20 protein-coding genes and 1 riboswitch are annotated in these 20884 nt (G+C 71.3%); of the genes, 9 read left to right on the top strand and 11 right to left on the bottom strand.

Going from position 1 to position 20884, the window contains the following annotated elements; genetic code table 11:
- Positions 1-76 precede the first annotated feature (76 nt).
- From ACV7NL_RS07530 to ACV7NL_RS07520, 3 genes are all read right to left on the bottom strand, one after another.
- The gene (locus ACV7NL_RS07530) at positions 77-997 is read right to left on the bottom strand and encodes a hypothetical protein (protein WP_463355315.1); all 921 of its coding nucleotides are present in this window, start codon (positions 995-997) and stop codon (positions 77-79) included.
- A 325-nt stretch (positions 998-1322) separates the two neighbouring features.
- The gene (gene msrB / locus ACV7NL_RS07525) at positions 1323-1733 is read right to left on the bottom strand and encodes a peptide-methionine (R)-S-oxide reductase MsrB (RefSeq protein WP_463355314.1); all 411 of its coding nucleotides are present in this window, start codon (positions 1731-1733) and stop codon (positions 1323-1325) included.
- 122 nt (positions 1734-1855) lie between these two features.
- Positions 1856-3055 (bottom strand): YihY/virulence factor BrkB family protein, encoded by a 1200-nt coding sequence (locus ACV7NL_RS07520; protein ID WP_463355313.1) that lies wholly within the window; start codon positions 3053-3055, stop codon positions 1856-1858.
- Positions 3056-3555: 500 nt separating this feature from the next.
- Here ACV7NL_RS07520 and ACV7NL_RS07515 point away from each other — a divergent pair, with 500 nt between their 5' ends.
- The gene (locus tag ACV7NL_RS07515; protein WP_463355312.1) at positions 3556-5253 is read left to right on the top strand and encodes a methyl-accepting chemotaxis protein; all 1698 of its coding nucleotides are present in this window, start codon (positions 3556-3558) and stop codon (positions 5251-5253) included.
- Between the two features lie 111 nt (positions 5254-5364).
- Here the strand turns inward: ACV7NL_RS07515 and ACV7NL_RS07510 are convergent, their stop codons facing one another.
- The 3 genes from ACV7NL_RS07510 to ACV7NL_RS07500 all read right to left on the bottom strand — a co-directional run bounded on the left by ACV7NL_RS07510 (position 5365) and on the right by ACV7NL_RS07500 (position 8780).
- The gene (locus tag ACV7NL_RS07510; protein WP_463357076.1) at positions 5365-6894 is read right to left on the bottom strand and encodes a malonate--CoA ligase; all 1530 of its coding nucleotides are present in this window, start codon (positions 6892-6894) and stop codon (positions 5365-5367) included.
- A gap of 106 nt (positions 6895-7000) precedes the next feature.
- Positions 7001-8407, bottom strand: coding sequence for a malonyl-CoA decarboxylase (locus tag ACV7NL_RS07505; protein WP_056179094.1), 1407 nt, complete (start codon positions 8405-8407; stop codon positions 7001-7003).
- Between the two features lie 169 nt (positions 8408-8576).
- The gene (locus tag ACV7NL_RS07500; protein ID WP_056179092.1) at positions 8577-8780 is read right to left on the bottom strand and encodes a hypothetical protein; all 204 of its coding nucleotides are present in this window, start codon (positions 8778-8780) and stop codon (positions 8577-8579) included.
- A 576-nt stretch (positions 8781-9356) separates the two neighbouring features.
- On the opposite strand from ACV7NL_RS07500, the gene ACV7NL_RS07495 reads away from it, so the two are divergent.
- Positions 9357-10544 (top strand): MFS transporter, encoded by a 1188-nt coding sequence (locus tag ACV7NL_RS07495; RefSeq protein WP_463355311.1) that lies wholly within the window; start codon positions 9357-9359, stop codon positions 10542-10544.
- Between the two features lie 25 nt (positions 10545-10569).
- On the opposite strand, the gene cobD is transcribed toward ACV7NL_RS07495, so the two are convergent.
- On the bottom strand, positions 10570-11556 hold the full coding sequence (gene cobD / locus ACV7NL_RS07490; protein ID WP_463355310.1) for a threonine-phosphate decarboxylase CobD: 987 nt from the start codon (positions 11554-11556) through the stop codon (positions 10570-10572).
- Positions 11557-11598: 42 nt separating this feature from the next.
- Here cobD and cbiB point away from each other — a divergent pair, with 42 nt between their 5' ends.
- The gene (gene cbiB / locus ACV7NL_RS07485) at positions 11599-12600 is read left to right on the top strand and encodes an adenosylcobinamide-phosphate synthase CbiB (protein WP_463355309.1); all 1002 of its coding nucleotides are present in this window, start codon (positions 11599-11601) and stop codon (positions 12598-12600) included.
- 32 nt (positions 12601-12632) lie between these two features.
- Complete coding sequence (locus ACV7NL_RS07480; protein ID WP_463355308.1) at positions 12633-13700, top strand: DUF3616 domain-containing protein; 1068 nt, start codon at positions 12633-12635, stop codon at positions 13698-13700.
- Positions 13701-13856: 156 nt separating this feature from the next.
- On the opposite strand, the gene ACV7NL_RS07475 is transcribed toward ACV7NL_RS07480, so the two are convergent.
- Genes ACV7NL_RS07475 through cobU form a run of 4 tightly spaced genes read right to left on the bottom strand, consistent with a single transcriptional unit; the run spans position 13857 to position 17165 of the window.
- A complete protein-coding gene (locus ACV7NL_RS07475) occupies positions 13857-15311 on the bottom strand; it encodes a cobyric acid synthase (protein WP_463355307.1) in 1455 nt (484 codons plus the stop codon).
- Positions 15308-16024 (bottom strand): hypothetical protein, encoded by a 717-nt coding sequence (locus ACV7NL_RS07470; protein WP_463355306.1) that lies wholly within the window; start codon positions 16022-16024, stop codon positions 15308-15310. The genes ACV7NL_RS07475 and ACV7NL_RS07470 overlap by 4 nt, the downstream gene beginning before the upstream one ends.
- The gene (cobO, locus tag ACV7NL_RS07465) at positions 16024-16635 is read right to left on the bottom strand and encodes a cob(I)yrinic acid a,c-diamide adenosyltransferase (protein WP_056179078.1); all 612 of its coding nucleotides are present in this window, start codon (positions 16633-16635) and stop codon (positions 16024-16026) included. The genes ACV7NL_RS07470 and cobO overlap by 1 nt, the downstream gene beginning before the upstream one ends.
- Positions 16632-17165: a bifunctional adenosylcobinamide kinase/adenosylcobinamide-phosphate guanylyltransferase gene (gene cobU, locus ACV7NL_RS07460; protein WP_463355305.1), complete on the bottom strand. Its 534-nt coding sequence runs from the start codon at positions 17163-17165 to the stop codon at positions 16632-16634. The genes cobO and cobU overlap by 4 nt, the downstream gene beginning before the upstream one ends.
- An 84-nt stretch (positions 17166-17249) precedes the next feature.
- A riboswitch (cobalamin riboswitch) is annotated at positions 17250-17442 on the top strand.
- A 73-nt stretch (positions 17443-17515) separates the two neighbouring features.
- Between cobU and ACV7NL_RS07455 the strand changes: the two genes are divergently transcribed.
- From ACV7NL_RS07455 to ACV7NL_RS07435, 5 genes are read left to right on the top strand one after another with little or no spacing between them, the layout of a single operon-like run.
- Positions 17516-17692, top strand: a complete 177-nt coding sequence (locus ACV7NL_RS07455) for a CbtB domain-containing protein (protein WP_055947494.1) — start codon at positions 17516-17518, stop codon at positions 17690-17692.
- Between the two features lie 27 nt (positions 17693-17719).
- Positions 17720-18475, top strand: a complete 756-nt coding sequence (locus ACV7NL_RS07450) for a CbtA family protein (protein WP_056483847.1) — start codon at positions 17720-17722, stop codon at positions 18473-18475.
- Positions 18468-18944, top strand: a complete 477-nt coding sequence (locus ACV7NL_RS07445) for a DUF1636 family protein (RefSeq protein WP_247635040.1) — start codon at positions 18468-18470, stop codon at positions 18942-18944. The genes ACV7NL_RS07450 and ACV7NL_RS07445 overlap by 8 nt, the downstream gene beginning before the upstream one ends.
- On the top strand, positions 18941-19975 hold the full coding sequence (gene cobW, locus ACV7NL_RS07440) for a cobalamin biosynthesis protein CobW (protein WP_056179069.1): 1035 nt from the start codon (positions 18941-18943) through the stop codon (positions 19973-19975). The genes ACV7NL_RS07445 and cobW overlap by 4 nt, the downstream gene beginning before the upstream one ends.
- On the top strand, positions 19972-20880 hold the full coding sequence (locus ACV7NL_RS07435; RefSeq protein ID WP_463355304.1) for a DUF4349 domain-containing protein: 909 nt from the start codon (positions 19972-19974) through the stop codon (positions 20878-20880). The genes cobW and ACV7NL_RS07435 overlap by 4 nt, the downstream gene beginning before the upstream one ends.
- The last annotated feature ends 4 nt before the right edge of the window (positions 20881-20884 follow it).

Here is a 20884-nt window from a genome sequence, read left to right as displayed (position 1 = left end):
GTGAGGGAGGCGGGTGGCTGTCGGTCGGGCGGTGCTGCGTCGGAACGGCGTTTCGTCGGGAGGCCGGCGCGCCGGTTCAGGTCTGCTGGGTGCGCCGGGGGCGGACGGTCCAGCGCTCGAACTCGGCGGCGATGTCCTCCTCGCCGCGCGAACCGCCCTTCGACGGAACCTGCGGGTTGCCGAGGGCCTGGGACAGGCTCTCGATCACGTCGTCGATGCGAGAATCGATCTGCGAGGCGGAATCGGGCTGACCCTCGGCCGGAGCGACATCGGCGTGGGGTTCGGGTTCGGGCTCGGGCTCGGCCATCGCGTGCGTCTCGACGGGAGCGGGCTCCTCGACCCGGGGCACCGGCGGAGCGGCTTCGGCCGCGGCGGGGGCCGCGACCGCACCTCCGCCGGCGACGCGCCGCAGGGCCTTCATCATGCCGTCGCCCTCGTTCGCCTTCGGCGCGCCGTAGCGCCCGAAACCGAAGCGCGGCTCGACGAGATCCAGGATCGCATCGAGGGCGGCGTTGGACAGGCCGATCTCGCCGGGTTGCGGCACGCCCTGGAGCGCGACGGCGTGGCGGTCGTAGCTCGGGTCGCCGCTCACCTCGGGGCCGAACCAGGCCGGCACCGCGAAGCCCTGAGCCTCGTCCGGCCCGTCGAAGGCCACGGTCACGAGGTCGAATTCACCCGGGGCGACGTAGCGGTCGACCAGCGCCTCGCGACCGCCCCCGAGGGCGAGCGCGGTGCGGTCGTAAGCGGCCTTGCCCGAGCACACGTCCATCAGCGCGTCGCCGTGGGCGCGCGGCACGTCGGTGCGCTCCTCGCTGGAGCTGCCGTCCGGCGCCGAGGTGACGAGGACGAGGTGGCAGGTCTGTCCGTCGACCCGGACGTAGGAGACACGCCCGGCCTGCGGGGCGAAGTAACCCTCGGAGATCCGCGAACCGCCGCGTTCCTTGCGGATGAGGCGCACCAGGGCGGGGGCCACGAGAAACCGGCGTACGAGGCTCATCGACATTCTCCGCGGAGTCGGCCGGCCCCGGGCGGGACACCGGACCGGCGCTGACGTCAGGGCCGCCGACCTCCAGCGATGCGGGGCGGATCGACCGGCTTCAGGCGGCTCGCCGCATCGGGCCGGACGACCCGCCACGTCGAACCATGACATAAGATAGGATATGCGATCATTCCCGGTGTCGCCGGGACCGATCTGGCAAGAATTCTCCGTTCCGGACTAAGCAAAACGACGGCGAAATCAAGACCATCGCGGCATTCCGGTGGGCTTCATCCCCATCCGGTTCTCGTCGAACATCGACGGGAACCGGGCGGGACCGGGCCGGTCAGGCCTCCGGTTCGAAGCGAAGGGACAGCCCGTTCATGCAGTAGCGCAGGCCGGTGGGCGGCGGGCCGTCGTCGAAGACGTGGCCGAGATGGCCCTTGCAGCGGGCGCAATGCACTTCGGTCCGGGTCATCCAGTGGCTGCGGTCGACCGTGGTCTCCACTGCCCCGTCGATCGGATCGAAGAAGCTCGGCCAGCCGGTGCCGGATTCGAACTTGGTGCCGGTGACGAACAGTGGTTCGTCGCAGCCGGCACAATGGAACACGCCCGGGCGCTTCTCGGCGTTGAGGCAGCTGGTGCCGGCCCGCTCGGTGCCGTGCTCACGCAGCACCCGGTACTGTTCCGGGCTCAGGCGGGCGCGCCATTCGGCCTCGCCGAGGGATTCGATGTCGTCGGTGGGGGATGCGGACATGGGGCGACGGCTCCTGTGCGGGTGTCGGGACGTGCCCCTTATGTAGGCGCCGGACGCCATCCCGGGGAGGCCAGCCGGGCAAGGTCGTCCCGGCAAGGTCGTCCCGACACGTCGCCGCCCCGTCAGGCCACCGCCCCCAGGGTGTCGGCCATGCGGGCCCGGCGTGCGCCCATCGGCCGCTCCGGCCCGGTGGTGGTGTCGCGCGCGGTCTGGTGCTCCATCTCGGCGTTGATCTCGCCGCCCAGCAGCACGATCGTGCTGGAGATCCAGATCCAGGTCATGAAGCCGATGGCGGCGCCGAGCGAGCCGTAGGTCTCGTTGTAATTGCCGAAGCTGGAGACGTACCAGGAAAACAGGATCGAGGCGGCGAGCCAGAGCACGCCCGCCACGGCGCCGCCGACCCCGACCCAGCGCCAGCGCGGGCGCTCGCGGCTCGGACCGTACCGGTAGAGCAGCGACAGGCCGCCGAGGACGACGACGAGGAGGGCGGGCCAGCGCAGCAGGGCGATGAGCCAGGCGGTGTCGCTCAGACCCACGAAGGTGAACACCACCGGCAGCACCACGATGCCGGTGAGGGCCAGGATGGTGAAGATCAGCGCACCGATGGTGAAGGTGAGCGAGCGCAGGTTCAGCATGATGAACGAGCGCTTCTCCTCCTCCTCGTAGACGATGTTCAGGGCATCGAACATCGCCTTCATGGCGGCGTTGGCGCTCCAGAGCGAGAGCAGCAGGCTGGTGAAAAAGGTCAGCCCGAGGGAGCCGCTGCCCTTGGCGGCGATGCGCTTGACCTGATCGCCGATGATCTCGATGGCCCCGGAGGGCAGCACCCCCTGCATGCTGGCGAGGTGCCCGTTGATCGAGCCCACATCAGCGACGAGGCCGTAGCAGGACACCAGCGCGGCGACGGCGGGGAACAGCGAGAGCAGCGAGTAGAAGGTCACGCCCGCCGCGACCGAGAGGACCCGGTCGGCCATGAATTCGAGATAGACCCGGGTAAGGATGTCCTTCCAGCCCGACGCGGTGATGTCGGCGGGCGACTGCGCGGCCCGCCCCCGCGCCACCTCTGTGGCGGCGATGTGCTCGGCGGCGGCCCCGGAATGCGAGCGCGCGCCTTGATCCTTGGAGGGAGAATTTTTGGATATCTGGTCGTTCGACGGAGACTCCTGGGACGGATGATCCGGCGCGCCGACCGGGCCGGTCCGGGCCGTTCGCTTCGGTGCGGCAGCGAGCGCGATCAGCGCGGTGCCGAGCAGCAGGGTCCACAGGACGGTGCTCGCCGGCTCGCCATCGGGTGCGGGACTGCGACGGAGGGAAGGTGGCATGGCAGAACCGGAACGAAGATGGACGGCGCGTAGGCGCCCGGGAGTCTCGGCGCCGCGTGCTCCGGGCGCCGGGGCTCAACGTGACGCAGGCTTGACCGTTCCGAATCCGGCCGCCTTTCCGGGGGCTTGCGCTCCGAGCCCGATCGCGCGGACGCGCCGCGCCCGAAGCTCATCGTCTCCCGCGCCCGTTCCGGCCAAGACGAATTGACACACCGGAGATCCACCGAAGGTTGTACCATCCTCCGCCTTCCCTCCCTGCGGGCCATTTCACTGCCAAACCGTTGGGATTACGCGCGAACGTTCTTCAGAGGCGAGGACATATTGATATAGAAAATTCAAAATCAGTATTTGTTTTCTGTATAGTTCCTTTAATGCAGTTTTTATTACACGTTTTTCGGATAAGAATCGCTGATTAATCGGATCTTCATCGCTGATCTATATTTTCCCGCATCGCAGAAGCTCTCATGTTTGACGGCTTCCCAACATAAGGAGCCGCGTGCGTGAGACTCGTCAATCAAGCCAGCGTCCTGGCCAAGATCGCCCTTCCCCTGCTCGCCCTGGGCGCCCTCACCCTTGGGCTCGTCTTCTACGCCCGCGGGTCGATGAACAACATCGCGGAACAATCGAGGCATGTGATCGAAGTCCTCAACGCCCGCCAGGAGGCCTATCTCAATGCCCAGTTGCGCATTACCGAGGCCGCGCTTCAGAGCCGGAACATGATTCTGGAGACGGGCGAAGAGCAAATGGCGAAATACAAGGTCCAGTACGTGTCGGCGACAACGGCGGCGCTGGAAGTGACCGACAGGCTGATCGACCTGGCCGATACACCGGAACGCCGCAAGATCGCCCAGGACCTGCGCGGATTGACGGAAGCCTATTTCGCGGTCCTGAACCGCGTGCTCCAGCACGGGCTCCGGAATGAGGCGGCGGCCGCAATCCAGGTTCTCCGGGACGATGCGCAACCCGCGCGGGCCAGCCTGAACAAGTTGCTGGACCAGCGTGCCAAGCGCATCACGGAGGAGATGAAAGCCGGAAAAGACGGCCTCGACGCGGAAACGTCCGACACGATCGCACGCCTGATCACCATCACCGCCGTCGGGCTCGTCCTCGCCGCCGTCCTGTGCGGCAGCATCGTGGTGCTCGGGATCACCCGGCCGCTGGGCCGCCTGGTCGCGATCCTGAACCGCATGGCCCAGGGCGAGATCGACGCCGACATCCCGGAAGCCCGGCGCGGCGACGAGATCGGCGCGGTCGGCAAGGCTGTGGACGGGATCAAGGCCATGGTCGCCCGCAAGACCGCCGAGGAGGCGGAGGTCCGCCGCATCGCCGACGAGGCCGCCATCGCCGCTCGCCGCACGGCGATGATCGAACTCGCCGACAGCTTCGAAGGAGCCGTGGGCGGCATCATCGGCATGGTCTCCGCCTCGTCCACCGAACTGCAGACGACGGCCCAGACCATGACCGCCACCGCCAGCGCGACCGCGTCGCAATCCACCACCGTGGCGGCGGCGGCCGAGGAAGCCTCCGTCAACGTCAGCACCGTGGCGGCGGCAGCCGAGGAACTCGGCAACTCGGTGCAGGAGATCGGCCGCCAGGTCGCGAACTCCTCCCAGATGGCCCAATCCGCCGTGACCGAGGCCGACACCACCTCGATCCTGGTCCAGGAACTGAGCACCGCCGTGTCCCGGATCGGCGACGTGGTCAGCCTGATCTCGACCATCGCCGGCCAGACCAACCTGCTGGCGCTCAACGCCACCATCGAGGCGGCCCGTGCCGGCGAGGCCGGCCGCGGCTTCGCCGTGGTGGCGGCGGAGGTGAAGGAGCTTGCCAACCAGACCGCCCGGGCCACCGAGGAGATCGGAAGCCAAATCGGCCATATCCAGGGGGCCACGGGTCAGGCCGTCTCGGCGATCGGCTCGATCACCACCCGCATCCGCGACATCAACACGGTGGCGACGGCGATCGCGGCGGCGGTGGAGCAGCAGAGCGCGGCGACGCAGGAGATCGTCCGCAACGTGGCCCAGGCCTCGGTGGGGACCACCGAAGTGACGAGCACCATCACATCCGTCGCCCAGGCGGCGGACGAGACCGGCGCAGCCGCCAGTCAGGTGCTGGGGGCTGCGGGTGAACTGTCCCGCCAGTCGGAGCACCTCAACGCCGAGGTGCAGCGCTTCCTCGGCACCGTCCGCGCCGCGTAAGCAGCCGGACGCGGCGCCAAGCCGCCCGGGCCGAACGGCCCCAGTCAGAGCCGCCGAGACATCGCACGCGATGCCCGGCGGCTTTGCCGTCCCTGCGCGCTGCCCCTGCTCTCAGGCGGGACCGGAGTCGTAGAGGCCCGAATGGGCCTCGCGCAGCAGGTTCTTCTGGACCTTGCCCATGGTGTTGCGGGGCAGTTCGTCGACGAACAGCACGCGCTTGGGACACTTGTAGCGGGCGAGCCGCCCTTCGAGGGTGCGCAGGATCGCGGATTCGTCGGGCATGCCCTCGCGGCCCACCACTACGGCCGTGACGCCCTCGCCGAAATCGGCGTGGGGCAGGCCGATCACCGCCGATTCGACCACGCCCGGAAGGGCGTCGATCTCGTTCTCGATCTCCTTCGGGTAGACGTTGTAGCCGCCCGTGATGATGAGATCCTTGCCGCGGCCGACGATGTGGACGTAGCCGTCGGAGTCGATCTTGCCGAGATCGCCGGTGACGAAGAATCCGTCGGCCTTGAACTCGGCCGCCGTCTTCTCCGGCATGCGCCAGTAGCCCCGGAAGACGTTCGGACCCTTCACCTCGATCATCCCGACCGCGTCGACATCGAGGACCGCACCGGTCTCCGGATCGACCACCCGCACGGCGACGCCCGGCAGGGCCGGCCCGACCGTGCCCGCCACCCGCGCACCCGCATAGGGGTTCGAAGTGTTCATGTTGGTCTCGGTCATGCCGTAGCGCTCGAGGATGGCGTGGCCGGTGCGGGCCTCCCAGTCCCGGTGCGTCTCGGCCAGCAGCGGCGCGGAGCCGGAGACGAATAGGCGGATGCCGGCGGTCGCCTCCGGGGTCAGGCCCGGCTCCTTGAGCAGGCGGGTGTAGAAGGTCGGCACCCCCATCATGGCGGTGGCGCGCGGCAGCAGGGCGAGCACCCGGGCCGGGTCGAAGCGGCCGAGGAACAGCATCGTACCGCCGGTGGCCAGCACGGTGTTGGTGGCCACGAACAGGCCATGGGTGTGGAACACCGGCAGGGCGTGGAGCAGCACGTCGTCCGCGGTGAAGCGCCAGGCTTCCCCGAGGGTGCGGGCGTTCGAGGCGAGGTTCTCGTGGCTCAGCATGGCGCCCTTCGAGCGCCCGGTGGTGCCCGAAGTGTACAGGATGGCGGCCAGATCCTCCGGCCCGCGGGCGACGTCGGTGAAGGCCTCTGTCTCGGCATCGGCGGCCTCGGCCAGGGTGCCATGCCCCTTCGCGTCGAGGGTGTGCAGCACCGGCACGCCGGCGCCACGCGCCACCGGCTCCAGGGCCTCGCGCCGGGCCGGATCGCAGACGAACAAGGCCGGCTCGGCATCCCCCAGGAAATAGGCGATCTCGGTGGGGGTGTAGGCCGTGTTCAGGGGCAGGAACACCGCCCCGGCGCGGACGGCGCCGAGATACAGGAACAGGAATTCCGGGCTCTTCTCAGCCTGCACCGCCACTCGGTCCCCGGGCTTCACGCCCGCCGCCGCCAGCGCCGCCGCGTAGGCCCCCGAGCGCACGATGAGGTCGGCATAGGAATAGCGCGCGCCCTCCCCGGTCTCCAGGAAGAGCTTGGCGGCGGGATCGGCCGGCAGGTTTCGGCGGACGAGGTCGAACAGGTGGTTGGTCATCGGCGTTTCGGACATGATGGCGACGGATACGCCGTCGATCGCGAGAATCCTACGATCTTCGGCGGGTCCCTTCGAGGAACGGCGGAAAGCGGGCTCGGCCGGCGGATCAGGCCTCGGCCAGGGCCACCGCCCGCATCGGCGGCAGATTGGTGCGCAGCTCGCGGCTGACCGCGCTGGAGGCCGCGACGGTGCCAAGATTGGCGTAGGTCTCGTGATTCTTCTCGATGGCCGTGAGGTCGTAGAGATAGTTGACCATCAGCCCGCGCGACTGGGCCAGGCCCTTGCCCGAGACGTCGCCGAGGAAGTTCAGGCGCTCCAGCCGGGCACCGTTGCCGAGATGGAACCGGGCCACCGGGTCGAGGGGCCGGCCGCGCTCGTTCTTGGCGCGCAGGAAGTAGGCGGCCGCGGCCGGGATCATCGCCTTGCGCACGGCCTCGCACTTGGCCTTGTCGCCGTGCCAGTCGGGCTCGTCGATCAGCCGCAGGGCCTCGACGTCCTCGCGGGTCAGTCCCTGCGGCGCGTCGGAGCGGCGCTCCCGGTCGAGCCAGGCCGAGAAGCCCGGCACCGGCGAGAGGGTGACGAAGGTCTTCAGGCTCGGGATCTCGCGGGCCAGATCCTCGACCACCTGCTTGATCAGGAAGTTGCCGAAGGTGACGCCGGCCAGGCCCTTCTGGCAGTTCGAGATCGAGTAGAAGATCGCCGTGGTGGCGGCCTTGAGGGGCAGCGGCTCGCGCTCGTGGGCCAGGATCGGCGCGATGGCGGGGGCGATGCCGGCGGTGAGCGCGACTTCGACGAAGATCAGCGGCTCGTCCACCAGGGCCGGGTGGAAGAAGGCGAAGCAGCGCCGGTCGGTCGGCTCGATGCGCCGGCGCAGATCGTCCCAGCCGGTGATCTCGTGCACCGCCTCGTAGCGGATGATCTTTTCGAGGATATGGGCCGGCGTGGTCCAGTCGATGTGGCGCAGCACCAGGAAGCCGCGATTGAACCACGAGGCGAACAGGTGCTCGAAATCGCTGTCGAGGCTGTCGGCCGCGTCGATGAGGTCGGGGTCGGCCTCCTCCTGCCGCAGGTCGCGCCGCAGGCCGAACAGGTCCTCGCGCATCCGCACCAGGGCGCGGGTTCCGTCGCGGGCGAGGTTCAGGCGGCGGATCAGTTCCTGGCTGCGCGGCTCGGCCGCGTCGTGGAGGACGCTGAGGGCCGCCCGTGTCGGATCGGCCCGGTAGGCCGCGATCGCCTCGTCGACGGCGGTATGGTCGGCGGCGAATTCGGTGGCGACGAGGCGCAGGAAGCTGCCGCGCTCCGGCTTCGCCAGGGTGGCGTAGCGCTCGAGGATCAGCCGGGCCAAAGCGACGCCGGAGGCCTCGCCGCGCCGGGAGATCAGGTCCTCGCAGAGCTTGACCAGTTCCTGGGCGGTGGCGCGGGCCGCCAGATCACCGCGCCCGATTCCGATGAGATCCCGCCCCCGGTCGCTGATGGTCTGGAGCAGATCGCCGAAGAAAGAGATCGCCGCCATGTCACGCCGCCTGACCCTTCGCTGACGCCCGGCATGGGCGAACCAAAGCCCCGCGCGTCGTGGGTGCCCGGCTTGGCCGTTACTTTAGGGCGTGTCCGCTCCAGAGGCCAGAGACCGTGGCGGCAAAGCGCGTCGCGCCGCGAAAGACCAGCCGACGCGACGGGAACACTCAGTTCTGGCCGCCGGATGCCGGGGCGATGTCGGCCCGGTCGGCGCGCTCGCGCCAATCCTCGACTCCGTGCTGGCGCGCGAAGCGCAGTTCGGCCGCCCGCAGCGCCCGCATCGGGTCCCGGGCCCGGGTGATGTCCACCGACCCGACGGTGAAGGGGACGCCGAAGATCTGCTTGGCAAAGTGGACGCGATACGTCGCCATTCGAAACTCCCTGGTCGATGAGCGGATCAGGCTGCCTCAGCCAGACGATCCCGATGGACGGACCGCGGGCGCGATCCGCAAGATTGGCTACCGCAAAGGCGCGTTTGTCACCGCGAACACCCATCCCTGTTCAGACTCATCGCCTCGAAACCGGATCAGAGCGCAAGATGCGAAGAATTCCAAGTGTGACCCGAGCCGAAGCCCCCCGCCGCATCAGTCGCCGATAAGAATGTGTATATGGGACGCGCGAAATCGGATGCAAAGCACCCCGCGACGTCATGGTTCGACGCCCGAATGCAAGACAATGCGCGATGACCGGACAGTGTATCGCAAGCTTGGTCGGCGCGGCCGCAGCAGCGCCGTTCCCGACCTCCGCGGGCGGAGGGACAAACCCAAGACGGGCGCGGGTTGCCGAAGCCGGCGCACGGGCCTAACCGGTCGGCGAACGCCGCGTTCCGATTCCCCGATCCTGTCGCGCCCATCGGGCCTGCGACCTGCGAGCTTGTCCGACATGATGGCTGACTTCGATCCGCATCCGCGCACACCGGCGCGGCGCTGGCTGCCGATGGCCGGCGCATGAGCACCCCATCGGGCACGGCCGCCCCCACGCCGCACGGCTTCACGCCCCGGGCCCGATTCGGCCTGACGCTGATCGCCGGCGGCGCGGTGGCCAACATCTACTACAACCAGCCCCTGCTGGCGCTGCTGGTGAACGAGTTCGGCGCCCGGGCGGCGCTCTGGGTGCCGACCGCCTCCCTCATCGGCTACGGCCTCGGCATCCTCGCGCTGGTGCCCCTCGGCGACAGCCTGTCCCGGCGCAGCCTGATCATCGGGCAGACCCTCGGCCTCGCTCTCGCGCTGCTGGCGGCGGCCCTGAGCCCGAACCTGGCGGCGCTCGCCGGCGCGAGCCTCGTCATCGGCATCCTGGCCTCGGCGGCCCAGCAGGCGGTCCCGTTCGCGGCCGAGCTCGCGCCGGACGCCACGCGCGGGCGCATGGTCGGCCAGGTGATGACCGGCCTCCTCACCGGCATCCTTCTCGCCCGCACGGCGAGCGGCCTCGTCGGCGCGCAATATGGCTGGCGCGCCGTGTTCTTCGCCGCCGCCGGCATCGCGGTCCTGATGGCGGGCATCGCCGCCGCGACCCTTCCGGGCGCCGCGCAGACCCGCCCCCTGCGCTACCGCGCCCTGATGCTGTCGATCCTGCATCTGGTGCGGTCGCAGCCGGCCCTGCGCCGCGCCAGCGTCTCGCAGGGGCTGCTGTTCGCCGGCTTCAACGCCTTCTGGGCGACGCTGGCGCTGCTGGTGGAGGCGCCGCCCTTCAACCTCACCGCCGCCGGGGCCGGCCTGTTCGGGGTGATCGGTGTCGCGGGCGCCTGCGTCGCGCCGCTCTCCGGCCGCTTCGCCGACCGCCACGGCCCGCGCCCGATGGTGGTGATCGGCGCCCTTCTGGTGGTCGCCGCTTTCGCGGTGCTGTGGGCCGGGATCTGGTCCCTGGTGGCGGTGGGGATCGGCGTGCTGCTGATCGACATCGGGCTGAACGCCGCCCTGATCGCCAACCAGACCCGCGTCTACGCCCTGGTGCCGAGCGCGCGCGGCCGAATCAACACGGTGCTGTTCACGGTGATGTTCGTGTTCGGCGCATTCGGCGCCTTCGCGGGCTCGCAGGCCTTCCTGATCGCGGGCTGGTCCGGCGTCTGCACCGTGGGCATCGCCCTGGCGGCGGCGGGTTTCCTGGTCAGCGCGCTCGAGCGCAAGGGCGCCTGATGGAGCGCGGTCGGCCCGCCGCGCCCTAGCGCAGGATGCGCGACAGGCGGCACCACTCGGTCTTGTCCGCCGGCAGGCCGAAGCGCAGGCGCCCGGGCGCTCCGGCGAAGCGCCGGACGTAGATCCCGGCCGCACCGAGGCGCTCGAACAGGGCGGCCCCCGCGGGAAAATCGGCGGTGCGGAACAGGCCGGTGCCGCCGACCACAGTGCCGCCCGCCCGCGCGATCATCCGGTCGAGGCGGGCCGCATCCGCCCCCCGGGCGACCCGGGCGTCCTGCCGCCAGGCCTCGTCCGACAGGGCGGTCCGCCCGATGGCGAGCGCCGGCCCCGACACCGCCCAGGGACCCAAAGCCTCGGCGAGGCGTGCCGCCAGGGCGGGGTCGCAGAGGGCGAAGCCGAGGCGGATACCGGCGAGCCCGTAGGTCTTGCCGAAGGAGCGCAGCACCACGAGGCCCGGCACGATTGCGGGCGCCAGGGACTCGACCGGCTCCAGGTCGATGAAAGCCTCGTCGACCACGAGCAGGCCGCCGCGTCCGGCGAGGTCGCCGGCCAGGGCGAGCAGCGTCCCGGCGGTCCAGCGACGTCCGTCGGGATTGTTCGGATTGACGATCACGACGACGTCGGCGCCGGCCGCCCCCCCGATCTCCGCCACGGTTGCGACGCGATGACCCGCGCGGGTCCAGGCCGCGGCGTGCTCGGCATAGGTCGGCCCCAGCACGGCGACCCGGCCCGGCGCCCACAGGCGCGGCAGCGTCTCGATTAGGATCTGGGTGCCCGGCGCCGCCACGATGCGGTCCGGGTCGGCGACCCCGTAGGCGCGGGCGGCCGCCCGATGCAGGCCCGCGAGGTCGGCCGCCGAGGGCAGACGGTGGAAGGCGCTGGCCTCCAGGGCCGGACACGGATAGGGCACCGGATTGATCCCGGTGGAGAGGTCGATCCACGGTTCGGGCGCCTCAGGGAACAGGTTCCGGGCGGCATCGAGATCGCCGCCATGGGCGATCGGCTCTCTCACCGACACCTCTTCCGCCACCGGGCCCGAACTCACCGAGACGCCATGTCCTGGACCGCCCTCACCCATCCGCCCGATACGCTCATCGTTCTGGTGCTGGCCCTCGCGATCGAAGCGGCGGCCGGCTATCCGGACCGGCTCTACAGGGCGGTCGGCCATCCTGTCACCTGGATCGGCGCGCTGATCGGGACCCTGGACCGGCGGCTGAACCGCGGCACGCCCGCCCGGCGCCGGATCGCCGGCGTGGCGGGGCTTTTGGTCCTGCTCGGTCTCGTCGGCGGCCTCGCCCTCGCGCTCACCGCCCTGGCGCGCGCGGCGGGGATGTGGGCCGCCCTCCCGATTCTCGCCGTACTGGCGGCGAGCCTGCCGGCCCAGCGCAGCCTGCACAGCCACGTCGCCCGGGTCGCCGCCGACCTGCGCCGCGACGGGCTCGCGGGCGGGCGCATCGCGGTCTCGATGATCGTCGGGCGCGATCCCGAGAGACTCGACGAGGCCGGCATCTGCCGGGCCGCGATCGAGAGCCTGTCCGAAAACTTCTCCGACGGCATCGTGGCACCGGCCTTCTGGATCGGGGTCGGCGGCCTGCCGGGCGGCGCACTCTACAAGGCGATCAACACCGCCGACAGCATGATCGGCCATCGCACCCCGCGCCACGAAGCCTATGGCTGGGCAGCCGCCCGCCTCGACGATCTCGTCAACCTGCCGGCCTCGCGGCTGACCGGGCTGCTGATCATCCTGGCGGCCGCGCTCCGGTCCGGGGCCTCCCCCGGCGCGGCATGGCGTGCCGTGCGGCGGGATGCGCGCCGGCACCGGTCGCCCAATGCCGGATGGCCCGAGGCCGCCATGGCGGGCGCCCTCGGCCTGCGCCTTGCCGGCCCGCGCACCTACGGCACCACCCGGGTCGAGGATGGCTGGATGGGCGATGGACGGGCGGAGGCGACCCCCGCCGACGTCGAGCGCGCCCTGGCCCTGTACCGCACCGCGTGCGGGCTCCTGTTCGGCCTCGCGGCCCTGCTCCTCGCCCTTTTCACCGGCGCCCTGCTATGAGCGCGGCACCGCCCCTCCCCCGGAGACCCGCCATGATCCGCCGCTCGCTCGTCGCCGCCGCTTCGGCGCTGGCGCTCTCAGGCCCGGCCTGGGCGCAGGTGCTGCATCCGGTCGACAGGACCTACACCGTCGCCGAGGGGCTGGCGGGCGAGATCACCAAGCACAGGAGCAAGCCCGCCGAGGACATCAGCGGCATCGCCTGTGCGCCGGCCGAGGCCGGCCCACGCACCTGCATGGTGGTGGACGACGAGGCGGCGGGCGCCCAGTTCGCCACGCTCCAGGGCACCACCCTCACGCCGGGGGCCGTGATCGACATCGTCGGCCGCAAGCCGCCGAAATCCGCCGTCGGCGCGCCTCCGGTCACGGGCGAATGCACCCTCGGTCAGGGCGCCTACCGGGAGATGGACGGCGAGGCCGTGGCCTATGCCGCCCCCGATTTCTACGTCACCGGCTCGCATGGCTGCAGCCGGCGTGGGCGCGAGTTCAAGCTGTCCACCGGCCTCCTCGCCCGCCTGCGCCCGAACCCGAACGGCACCGAGGCCCGCGTCGAGACGACCTACCGCCTCAACGACGCCCTGCGGACCGCCGACACGGTGGGCGCCTATGCCCTGAAGGACCTCGAGCCGCGCGAGGGCGGCAAGCCGCTGTCCGGCCTCAACGTCGAGGGCCTCGCGGTGATCGGGGACACGCTCTATGCCGGGCTGCGCGCACCGGTGCTGGACGGCACGGCCTTCCTGGTCTCGGTGCCCGTCGCCCCGCTGTTCGCGCCCGGCGACGCGCCGCTCGTCGCCAAGCCCGTGACGATCCCCCTCGCCCTCGGCGCTGATGCCGGCATCCGCGATCTCACCGCCCTGCCGGACGGGCGCCTCCTCGTGCTCTCGGGGCCGACCCGGAACGGCCTGTCCGTGCCCTACGGGCTGTTCCTGGCGGACCTGCCCTCGGGCCGGGTCACGCCGCTCGGCACCCTCGCGCCGCTGGAGGGCGACGAAGCCCGGGGCAAGCCCGAGGGCATCGTCCGCCTCGGCCCCGGCCGGGTGCTGGTGGTGTTCGACAGCGTGCTGAACGGCGGCCCGCGCGAATACGCGGTGGCGATTCCTTAGGAGCGCGACGCGCCACAGGGACCTGAGGAACAGGATCTCAGGGCAGATGGCGGCGTGCGCGAGGCGCGCGTCCATCTCGGATGAGGGCGGCGTCGGGTCGTTCCTCGCCGAGCCCATTCGGCGCGGACCCGGCGGTGAGCCAAGTCCGTTCCGTCGCTACGACGCCAGCGCGAGCAGCGCGTCGCAAGAGACATGCGCTTCGAGATGATCGGCGAGACGATCGAGCACCGCCTCGATTCCGGCCTCGTAGGCGAGGCCGCTCGGGGCCGCGCCGAGGCGGGCGAGCCAGGCGCCGCGCTGGCGGTCGTCGGCGAACAACCCGTGCACGTAGGTGCCGGTGACGCGCCCGTCGGCCGAGATCGCCCCGTCGTGGCGCCCGTCGCGCAGGCGGATCGCCGGGCGCGCCGTGTCCGGCCCGGTGGTGTCGCCCACATGCATCTCGTAGCCCGAGAACGCGACCGCGTCGGGCAGGCTGGTGCCGGTGACGGCGGAGAGATGCTTGACCGGCGTCATCACGGTCTCGATGTCGAGGAGGCCGAGGCCGGCGACGGAGCGGGCCTCCCCCTCGATGCCGTGCGGGTCGTCGATGCGCCGGCCGAGCATCTGGTAGCCGCCGCACAGCCCGAGCACCCGCCCGCCGCGCCGGACATGGGCGCGGATGTCGATGTCCCAGCCTTGGGCGCAGAGGAATTCGAGATCGTCGATGGTGGTCTTCGAGCCCGGCAGCAGCACGAGGTCGGCGACCGGAATCGCCTCGCCCGGGCGGACCAGCACCACCGCCACGTCGGGCTCGGCCCGGAGCGGGTCGAGGTCGTCGAAATTGGCGATGCGCGGCAGCACCGGCACGGCCACGACCTTGCGCCGCGTGCCGCCGGGGGCCGATCCGGCGAGGCCGAGGGCGTCTTCCGCCGGCAGGCGCGCCGCGTCGGGGAAGTGCGGGATCAGCCCGAAGCTCGGCCAGCCGGTCGCCTCCGCGATGGTGGCCATCCCGTCCGCGAACAGGGTCGGGTCACCGCGGAAGCGGTTGACCAGGAAGCCCCGGATCATCGCCGCGTCCTCGGCGTCGATCACCGCCTTGGTGCCGACGAGGCTGGCGATGACGCCGCCCCGGTCGATGTCGCCGAGCAGGATCACGGGCGTGCCGGTGGCCCGGGCGAACCCCATATTGGCGATGTCCCCGCGCCGCAGATTGACCTCCGAGGCCGAGCCCGCGCCCTCCACCACCACGAGGTCGGCCTGAGCCTTGAGGTGCGCGAAGCTCTCCAGCACCGCACCGAGGAGACGGGGCTTCCAGGCCTGGTAGTCGCGCGCCTTGGCGGTACCGACCATGCGGCCCTGGACCACGACCTGACTCCCGGTCTCGCTCTGGGGCTTCAGCAGCACCGGGTTCATGTGCACCGACGGCGCCACCCCGGCCGCCCGGGCCTGCAGCGCCTGCGCCCGCCCGATCTCGCCGCCATCGGCGGTGACGGCGGCGTTGTTCGACATGTTCTGCGGCTTGAACGGCCGCACGCTCAGCCCCCGCCGCGCGAAGACCCGGCACAGACCGGCGACGATCAGCGACTTTCCGACATCCGAGCCGGTGCCCTGGATCATGATGGCGCGGGTCATGGCTGAGGCCGCGCCGGCGGGGGCGCGGCGCAGTCGGGATCGACCGGCCGCGCGACGCGATGAAAAGCCAGGATGGCGGCACCGTAGGTCTCGACGACCTCCGAGTATGGCACCCGCTCCGCTGTGAAGAGCACGGCCCGGTGCCGGAACAGATGGTCGGGGATCGCGAGGTTGCCGCAGGTCGCCGCCGGGGGCGGGGCCTGCTCCCACCCTTGCGGCAGGGGCTGCCACAGGAGTTCCGCCCCGATGGTCTGCCGCGTCGTGCCGAGGGCCTGGACCGCCCGGCCGAACGGCGTGTCGGTGGTCTCGAGCAGGCGGTTCATCTCCGGGGTCAGGCGCTCGGGCACGTACCAGTTGTCCGCCTCGGACAGGACGTGGTCGCCGCAGGCGAGCCGCACCTGACGGTAGCGGAGGACGGTGTCGGGGCCGGCATTCAGGCGCCGGCGCGTCTCCTCCGAGGCGGGCTTGTCCGCGCCGCGCTGCCGATTCGCCGCGAGCCGCGGCGTCGCGGCCATGCCGTGCTCGGCGCACCAGCCTTCGAGGGTCGCGGTGGCGGAGCGGCTGGCGAGCAGCCGGGCGTTCAGGCCCTCCACCACCGCCAGGGCCTCGACGCGGCCGAGATAGCTGGCCGGCCAGGCCGGCGCGGTTTCGGCGCAGGCCGGATGGATGCCCCACAGGATAAGGAGCCCGACCGGGCTGAGGGCGAAGCGCATCAGAATTCGATTCCCACCTGGGCCTTCACCCCGGCGGCGAAGTGGTGCTTCACGGAGCCCATTTCAGTGACGAGATCGGCGGCCTCGATCAGGGCCGGTTTGGCATTGCGGCCGGTGACGATGACGTGGAGGTCGGGCCGGCGCGCCCGGAAGGCCGCCACCACGGCATCGAGGTCCAGGTAATCGTAGCGCAGCGCGATGTTGAGTTCGTCCAGCACCACGAGGCGGATCGTCGGATCGGCCATCAGGTCGAGGGCCTTGGCCCAGGCGTGCTCGGCGGCGGCGATGTCGCGGGCCTTGTCCTGGGTCTCCCAGGTGAAACCCTCGCCGAGGGTGTGCCAGTCGATCCGGTCTCCGAAGACCTGGAGCGCGTGCTTCTCGCCCGTGTCCCAGGCGCCCTTGATGAACTGGACCACGCCGACGCGCCAGCCATGGCCCAGCGCCCGCAGCATCAGCCCGAGGGCCGCCGTGGTCTTGCCCTTGCCGGGACCGGTGTTGACGATGAGAAGCCCCTTCTCGATCGTCTTGCCGGCGACCTCGGCGTCCTGCACCGCCTTGCGCTTCTCCATCTTTTCGCGATGGCGCTCGGCGTCGTTCACGGCGTCCGTCATGGGGTGGCTCCGGCTTGGGGTTTCACGATCAGGGGCAGGCCCGCCACCAGGAAGACGACGTGGTCGGCCTGTCGCGCGAGGCGCTGGTGCAGCCGCCCGGCGGCGTCGCGAAACCGGCGGGCCAGCACATTGTCCGGCACGATGCCGAGCCCGACCTCGTTGCCGACCAGCACCACCGGGCCGGGCGCCGCCGCGCAGGCCGCCAACAGCGCGGCGGTGGCGGCCTCCACGTCGGCCTCGGCCAGGATCAGGTTGGTGAGCCAGAGGGTGAGGCAATCGACCAGCACCGGCCCGGGCGCAGCGGCCACCGCCCCGGCCAGGTCCATCGGCACGTCCCGGGTGATCCAGTCGGCCGAGCGGCGCTCCCGGTGGAGCGCGATTCGGTCGCGCATCTCGTCGTCCCAGGCCTGCGCCGTGGCGAGGTACAGCCAGGGGGCGGGACAGGCCTCGATCAGCCCCTCCGCGTGGGCGCTCTTGCCGGAGCGCGCGCCGCCGAGCACGAGAGTCAGTCTGGGAGGGAGGTTCGGCATGAGCCTCCTGTGCCCGAAATCGAGCCCTCGGGTCAAAGGCCGGAATCCGATCCGGGCCGCGTTGTCAGCGCGACGGCAACCGCGTAGAAGCGTGGATCGGACGGTGCCCCGGCGACGGGGTGAAAAGGGAATGCGGTGAGGGGGCGACCCTGAAACCGCAGCTGCCCCCGCAACTGTGAGCGGAGACGGGACTGCCATCGGCCACTGGAGCGATCCGGGAAGGCGGCAGGACCAGCGACCCGCGAGCCAGGAGACCTGCCGCCGAGAGTGGACCTGCCATCGAGCGTGGACCTTCCGTCCACCCGATCGATCCGTGACGGCCGCCGGCGGGGCGGCCAGGAGATGAACCGATGTCGACCAACACCCTCGTCCTGACCGGCACCCGCACCAACGAGCGTCTCGGCGCCGTGCTCGTGGCCGCCTTCCTCGGCCTCGGCCTCGTGTTCATGGCGGGCTTCGCCCCCGCGATGGCGCTGCACAATGCGGCGCACGACTTCCGCCACAGCCAGAATTTCCCCTGCCACTGAGCGCCTCCGCTTAAGGCAGACACCCCCATGATCATCCGGCTCGTGTCGGCGGCCCTGGTCGCCGGCTTCCTCGCGGCTGTGGTCGCGACGGGCCTGCAGCTCGCGCTCACCTCGCCGCTCATCATCGCGGCCGAGCGCTACGAGACGCAGGCCTCGGCAGATCCCGCACGCCTGTCGCCCGCCTCCCTGGTCGTGCGCATCCACGGCGGTCACGATCACGGCACCAAGGACCCCTCGGTCGCGGGCGGCGAGGTGGCGCCCGACTGGCAGCCGGGCCCCGGCCTGCCGCGCATGGCCTTCACGGCGCTGGCCACCCTGGTGGGCGGCGTCGGCTACGCGCTGCTGCTCGGCGCCGTGCTGCTCGCCTGCAACCGCGAGCCCAGCCCCGAAACCGGCCTGCGCTTCGCCATCGGGGGGTTCCTCGCGGTGGCCCTGGCACCGGCTCTCGGGCTGGCGCCCGAACTGCCCGGCATGGCGGCGGCGCCGCTCGCCGACCGCCAGTTCTGGTGGGTGATGACGGCGCTCGCCACCGCCATGGGGCTGTACCTCATCGCGATCCGGCGCGCGCCGATCACCATCGCGGGGGGCATCGTGCTCCTGGTCGCCCCCCATCTCGCGGGCGCGCCGGAGACCAGCCACGCCGCCTCGAACCTGCCGGCGGCCTACGCGGCGCAGTTCGCCGCACGCTCGCTCGGCATCGCCTTCGTGTTCTGGGCCGTGATCGGGCTGGCCTATGGCTGGGCCTGGGGATTGTTCGGCAAGGCCCGGACGGCCCATGCCTGACCAGTTGCAGGATCAGATACCCAAAGACTCGCCTCGGACGGACAGCGCCGCCGTCACGCTCTACGTCTGCGCCACCTGCCGGGCGGCCGGGGACGTCTCCGAGCCACGCGCCGGGGCGCGCCTGCTCGCCGCCCTCCAGGAGGCGGTGAGCGCGGGCGGTCATCCGGGCATCACGGTCGAGAGCGTCGAGTGCCTCTCGGTGTGCAAGCGGCCCTGCACGGTGGCGGTCGCGTCGCAGGGGCGCTGGACCTACGTCTACGGCGATCTCGATCCGGTCGCCTCGGCCGGCATCATCCTGGACGGCGTCGCGCTCTATGCCGAGACGCCGGACGGCATCGTACCGTGGAAGGCCCGGCCGCAGGAATTCCGCAAGGGCGTCGTCGCCCGTATTCCGCCGTTCCCGCCGCCGCTCCCGCCCACATTCCCGCCGCCCGTCGCGGCGCCCCCCCATCCGGACGCCGCCGAATGACTCTTGTCGCCAAGATTCCCTGCACGATCGTCACGGGCTTCCTCGGGGCCGGCAAGACCACGCTGGTGCGCCACCTGGTCGAGAACGCCAACGGCCGCCGCCTCGCGATCATCGTCAACGAGTTCGGCGATATCGGCTTCGACGGCTCGTTCCTGGCGGCCTGCGGCATCGAGGGCTGCGGCGACGAGGACATCGTCGAACTGGCCAACGGCTGCATCTGCTGCACCGTGGCCGACGATTTCGTGCCGGCCCTGAACAAGCTCCTCGACCGGGCCGATCCGCCCGAGCACATCCTGATCGAGACCTCGGGCCTCGCCCTGCCGAAGCCCCTCGTCCAGGCGTTCCAGTGGCCGGCCATCCGCTCGCGGGTGACGGTGGACGGCGTGGTCGCGGTGATCGACGGACCGGCCGTGGCGGCCGGCTTCTTCGCCGACGATCCGGCGGCTCTGGCCGCCCAGCGCGCCGACGATGCCAGCGTCGACCACGACAACCCGCTGGAAGAGGTGTTCGAGGACCAGCTCCTCTGCGCCGACCTCGTGGTGATGAACAAGGCCGACCTCCTCGACGAGGCCGGGCGCGCCAAGGTTCGGGCCGAGGTGCTCGGGCACCTGCCCCGCGCGGTGAAGATGGTCGAGGCCGAGCACGGCCGCCTCGACCCGCGCGTGATCCTGGGTCTCGAGGCTGCGGCCGAGGACGACCTCGACGCGCGCCCCTCCCATCACGGTGAGGGCGAGGACCACGACCACGACGATTTCGACTCGGTGGCCCTCCCGGTTCGGTCCGCCGCCACCGCCGAGGATCTGGCGATCCGCGTCGCCCGCGCCGCCGAGACCGCGGGCGTGCTCCGCATCAAGGGCTTCGCCGAGGTCACCGGCAAGCCGATGCGCCTCGTGGTCCAGGGCGTCGGCGCGCGGATCAGCCATCATTACGACCGGCCCTGGAAAGCCTCCGAGCCGCGGGACGGCCGCCTCGTCGTCATCGGCCTGAAGGGCTTCGACCAGGGCGCCGTCGCCGAGGCACTGGCGGGATGAATCGCCGCGCGGCCCTGCGGCCCGTCCCGGCCGGGCTCCGCCGGCTGCCGCTCGCCGCCCTCGGTCTCGCGGCCCTGCTCGGAATCGGGGGCTGCCGGGATGCCAGGCGGTCGGACGCGACCGCCGGCGCGCCGGTGAGCGCCGCATCCCCGGCGCCGCGAACCGCGGTCAAGCTCGCCTATACCCACGAACTGACCATCGATCTTCCGGCGGATCGCGTCGGCGCGCACTTCGCGGCGGCGCGGGACCGCTGCGTGACCGACACGGTCCTCGACTGCACCCTGATATCGGCCTCGTTCGGCGAGAGTTCACGCCCGTCCGGGCGTCCCTCCGCAAAGCTCGACATCCGCCTTCCGCACAGCGCGGTCGCGGCCTACCTCGCCTTCGTTACGGCGCCCCTTCCGGGAGAGCAGGCGAGCGATGTCATCCTGCAGCGTCAAGCGACCCGGGCCGACGATCTGACCCCGACGATCGAGGATGGCGTGCGGCGGCTCGCCCAGCGCAAAGCCTACCGCGAACGCCTCGACGCCCTGGCCGCGAAACCCGACACCCGCGTCGAGGATCTGATCCGGATCGCGCAGGAAATCGCCCAGGTTCAAGCGCAGATCGAGGAGGACGAGGCCAAGCAGCGCGGCCTCGAGCGGCGCGTCGAGACCGAACTCATCGCGCTCTCGTTCCAGGCCGACCAGGCACGCGCAGGTCCCCTCGCTCCGTTGCAGGAGGCCTGGGCCAGGGCCGGCACCATCTTCGGGGCGAGTGCCGGCGCGGCCTTGCTCTTCGCCATCTGGAGCCTGCCCTGGCTCCCCCTCGTCGCTCTCGCGGTGCTTCTGTTGCGCGGCCTCTGGCGCCTGCGCCGCCGCCGTCGCGGCGGCCTGCGCAGGCCCCTGTCGGAGGAGCGGCCATGAGGCC

This window comes from Methylobacterium sp. Ger2507 (genome assembly GCF_055231875.1).
Note: the sequence above shows the minus strand (reverse complement) of the source record. Positions and strands in the feature narration are given on the sequence as shown.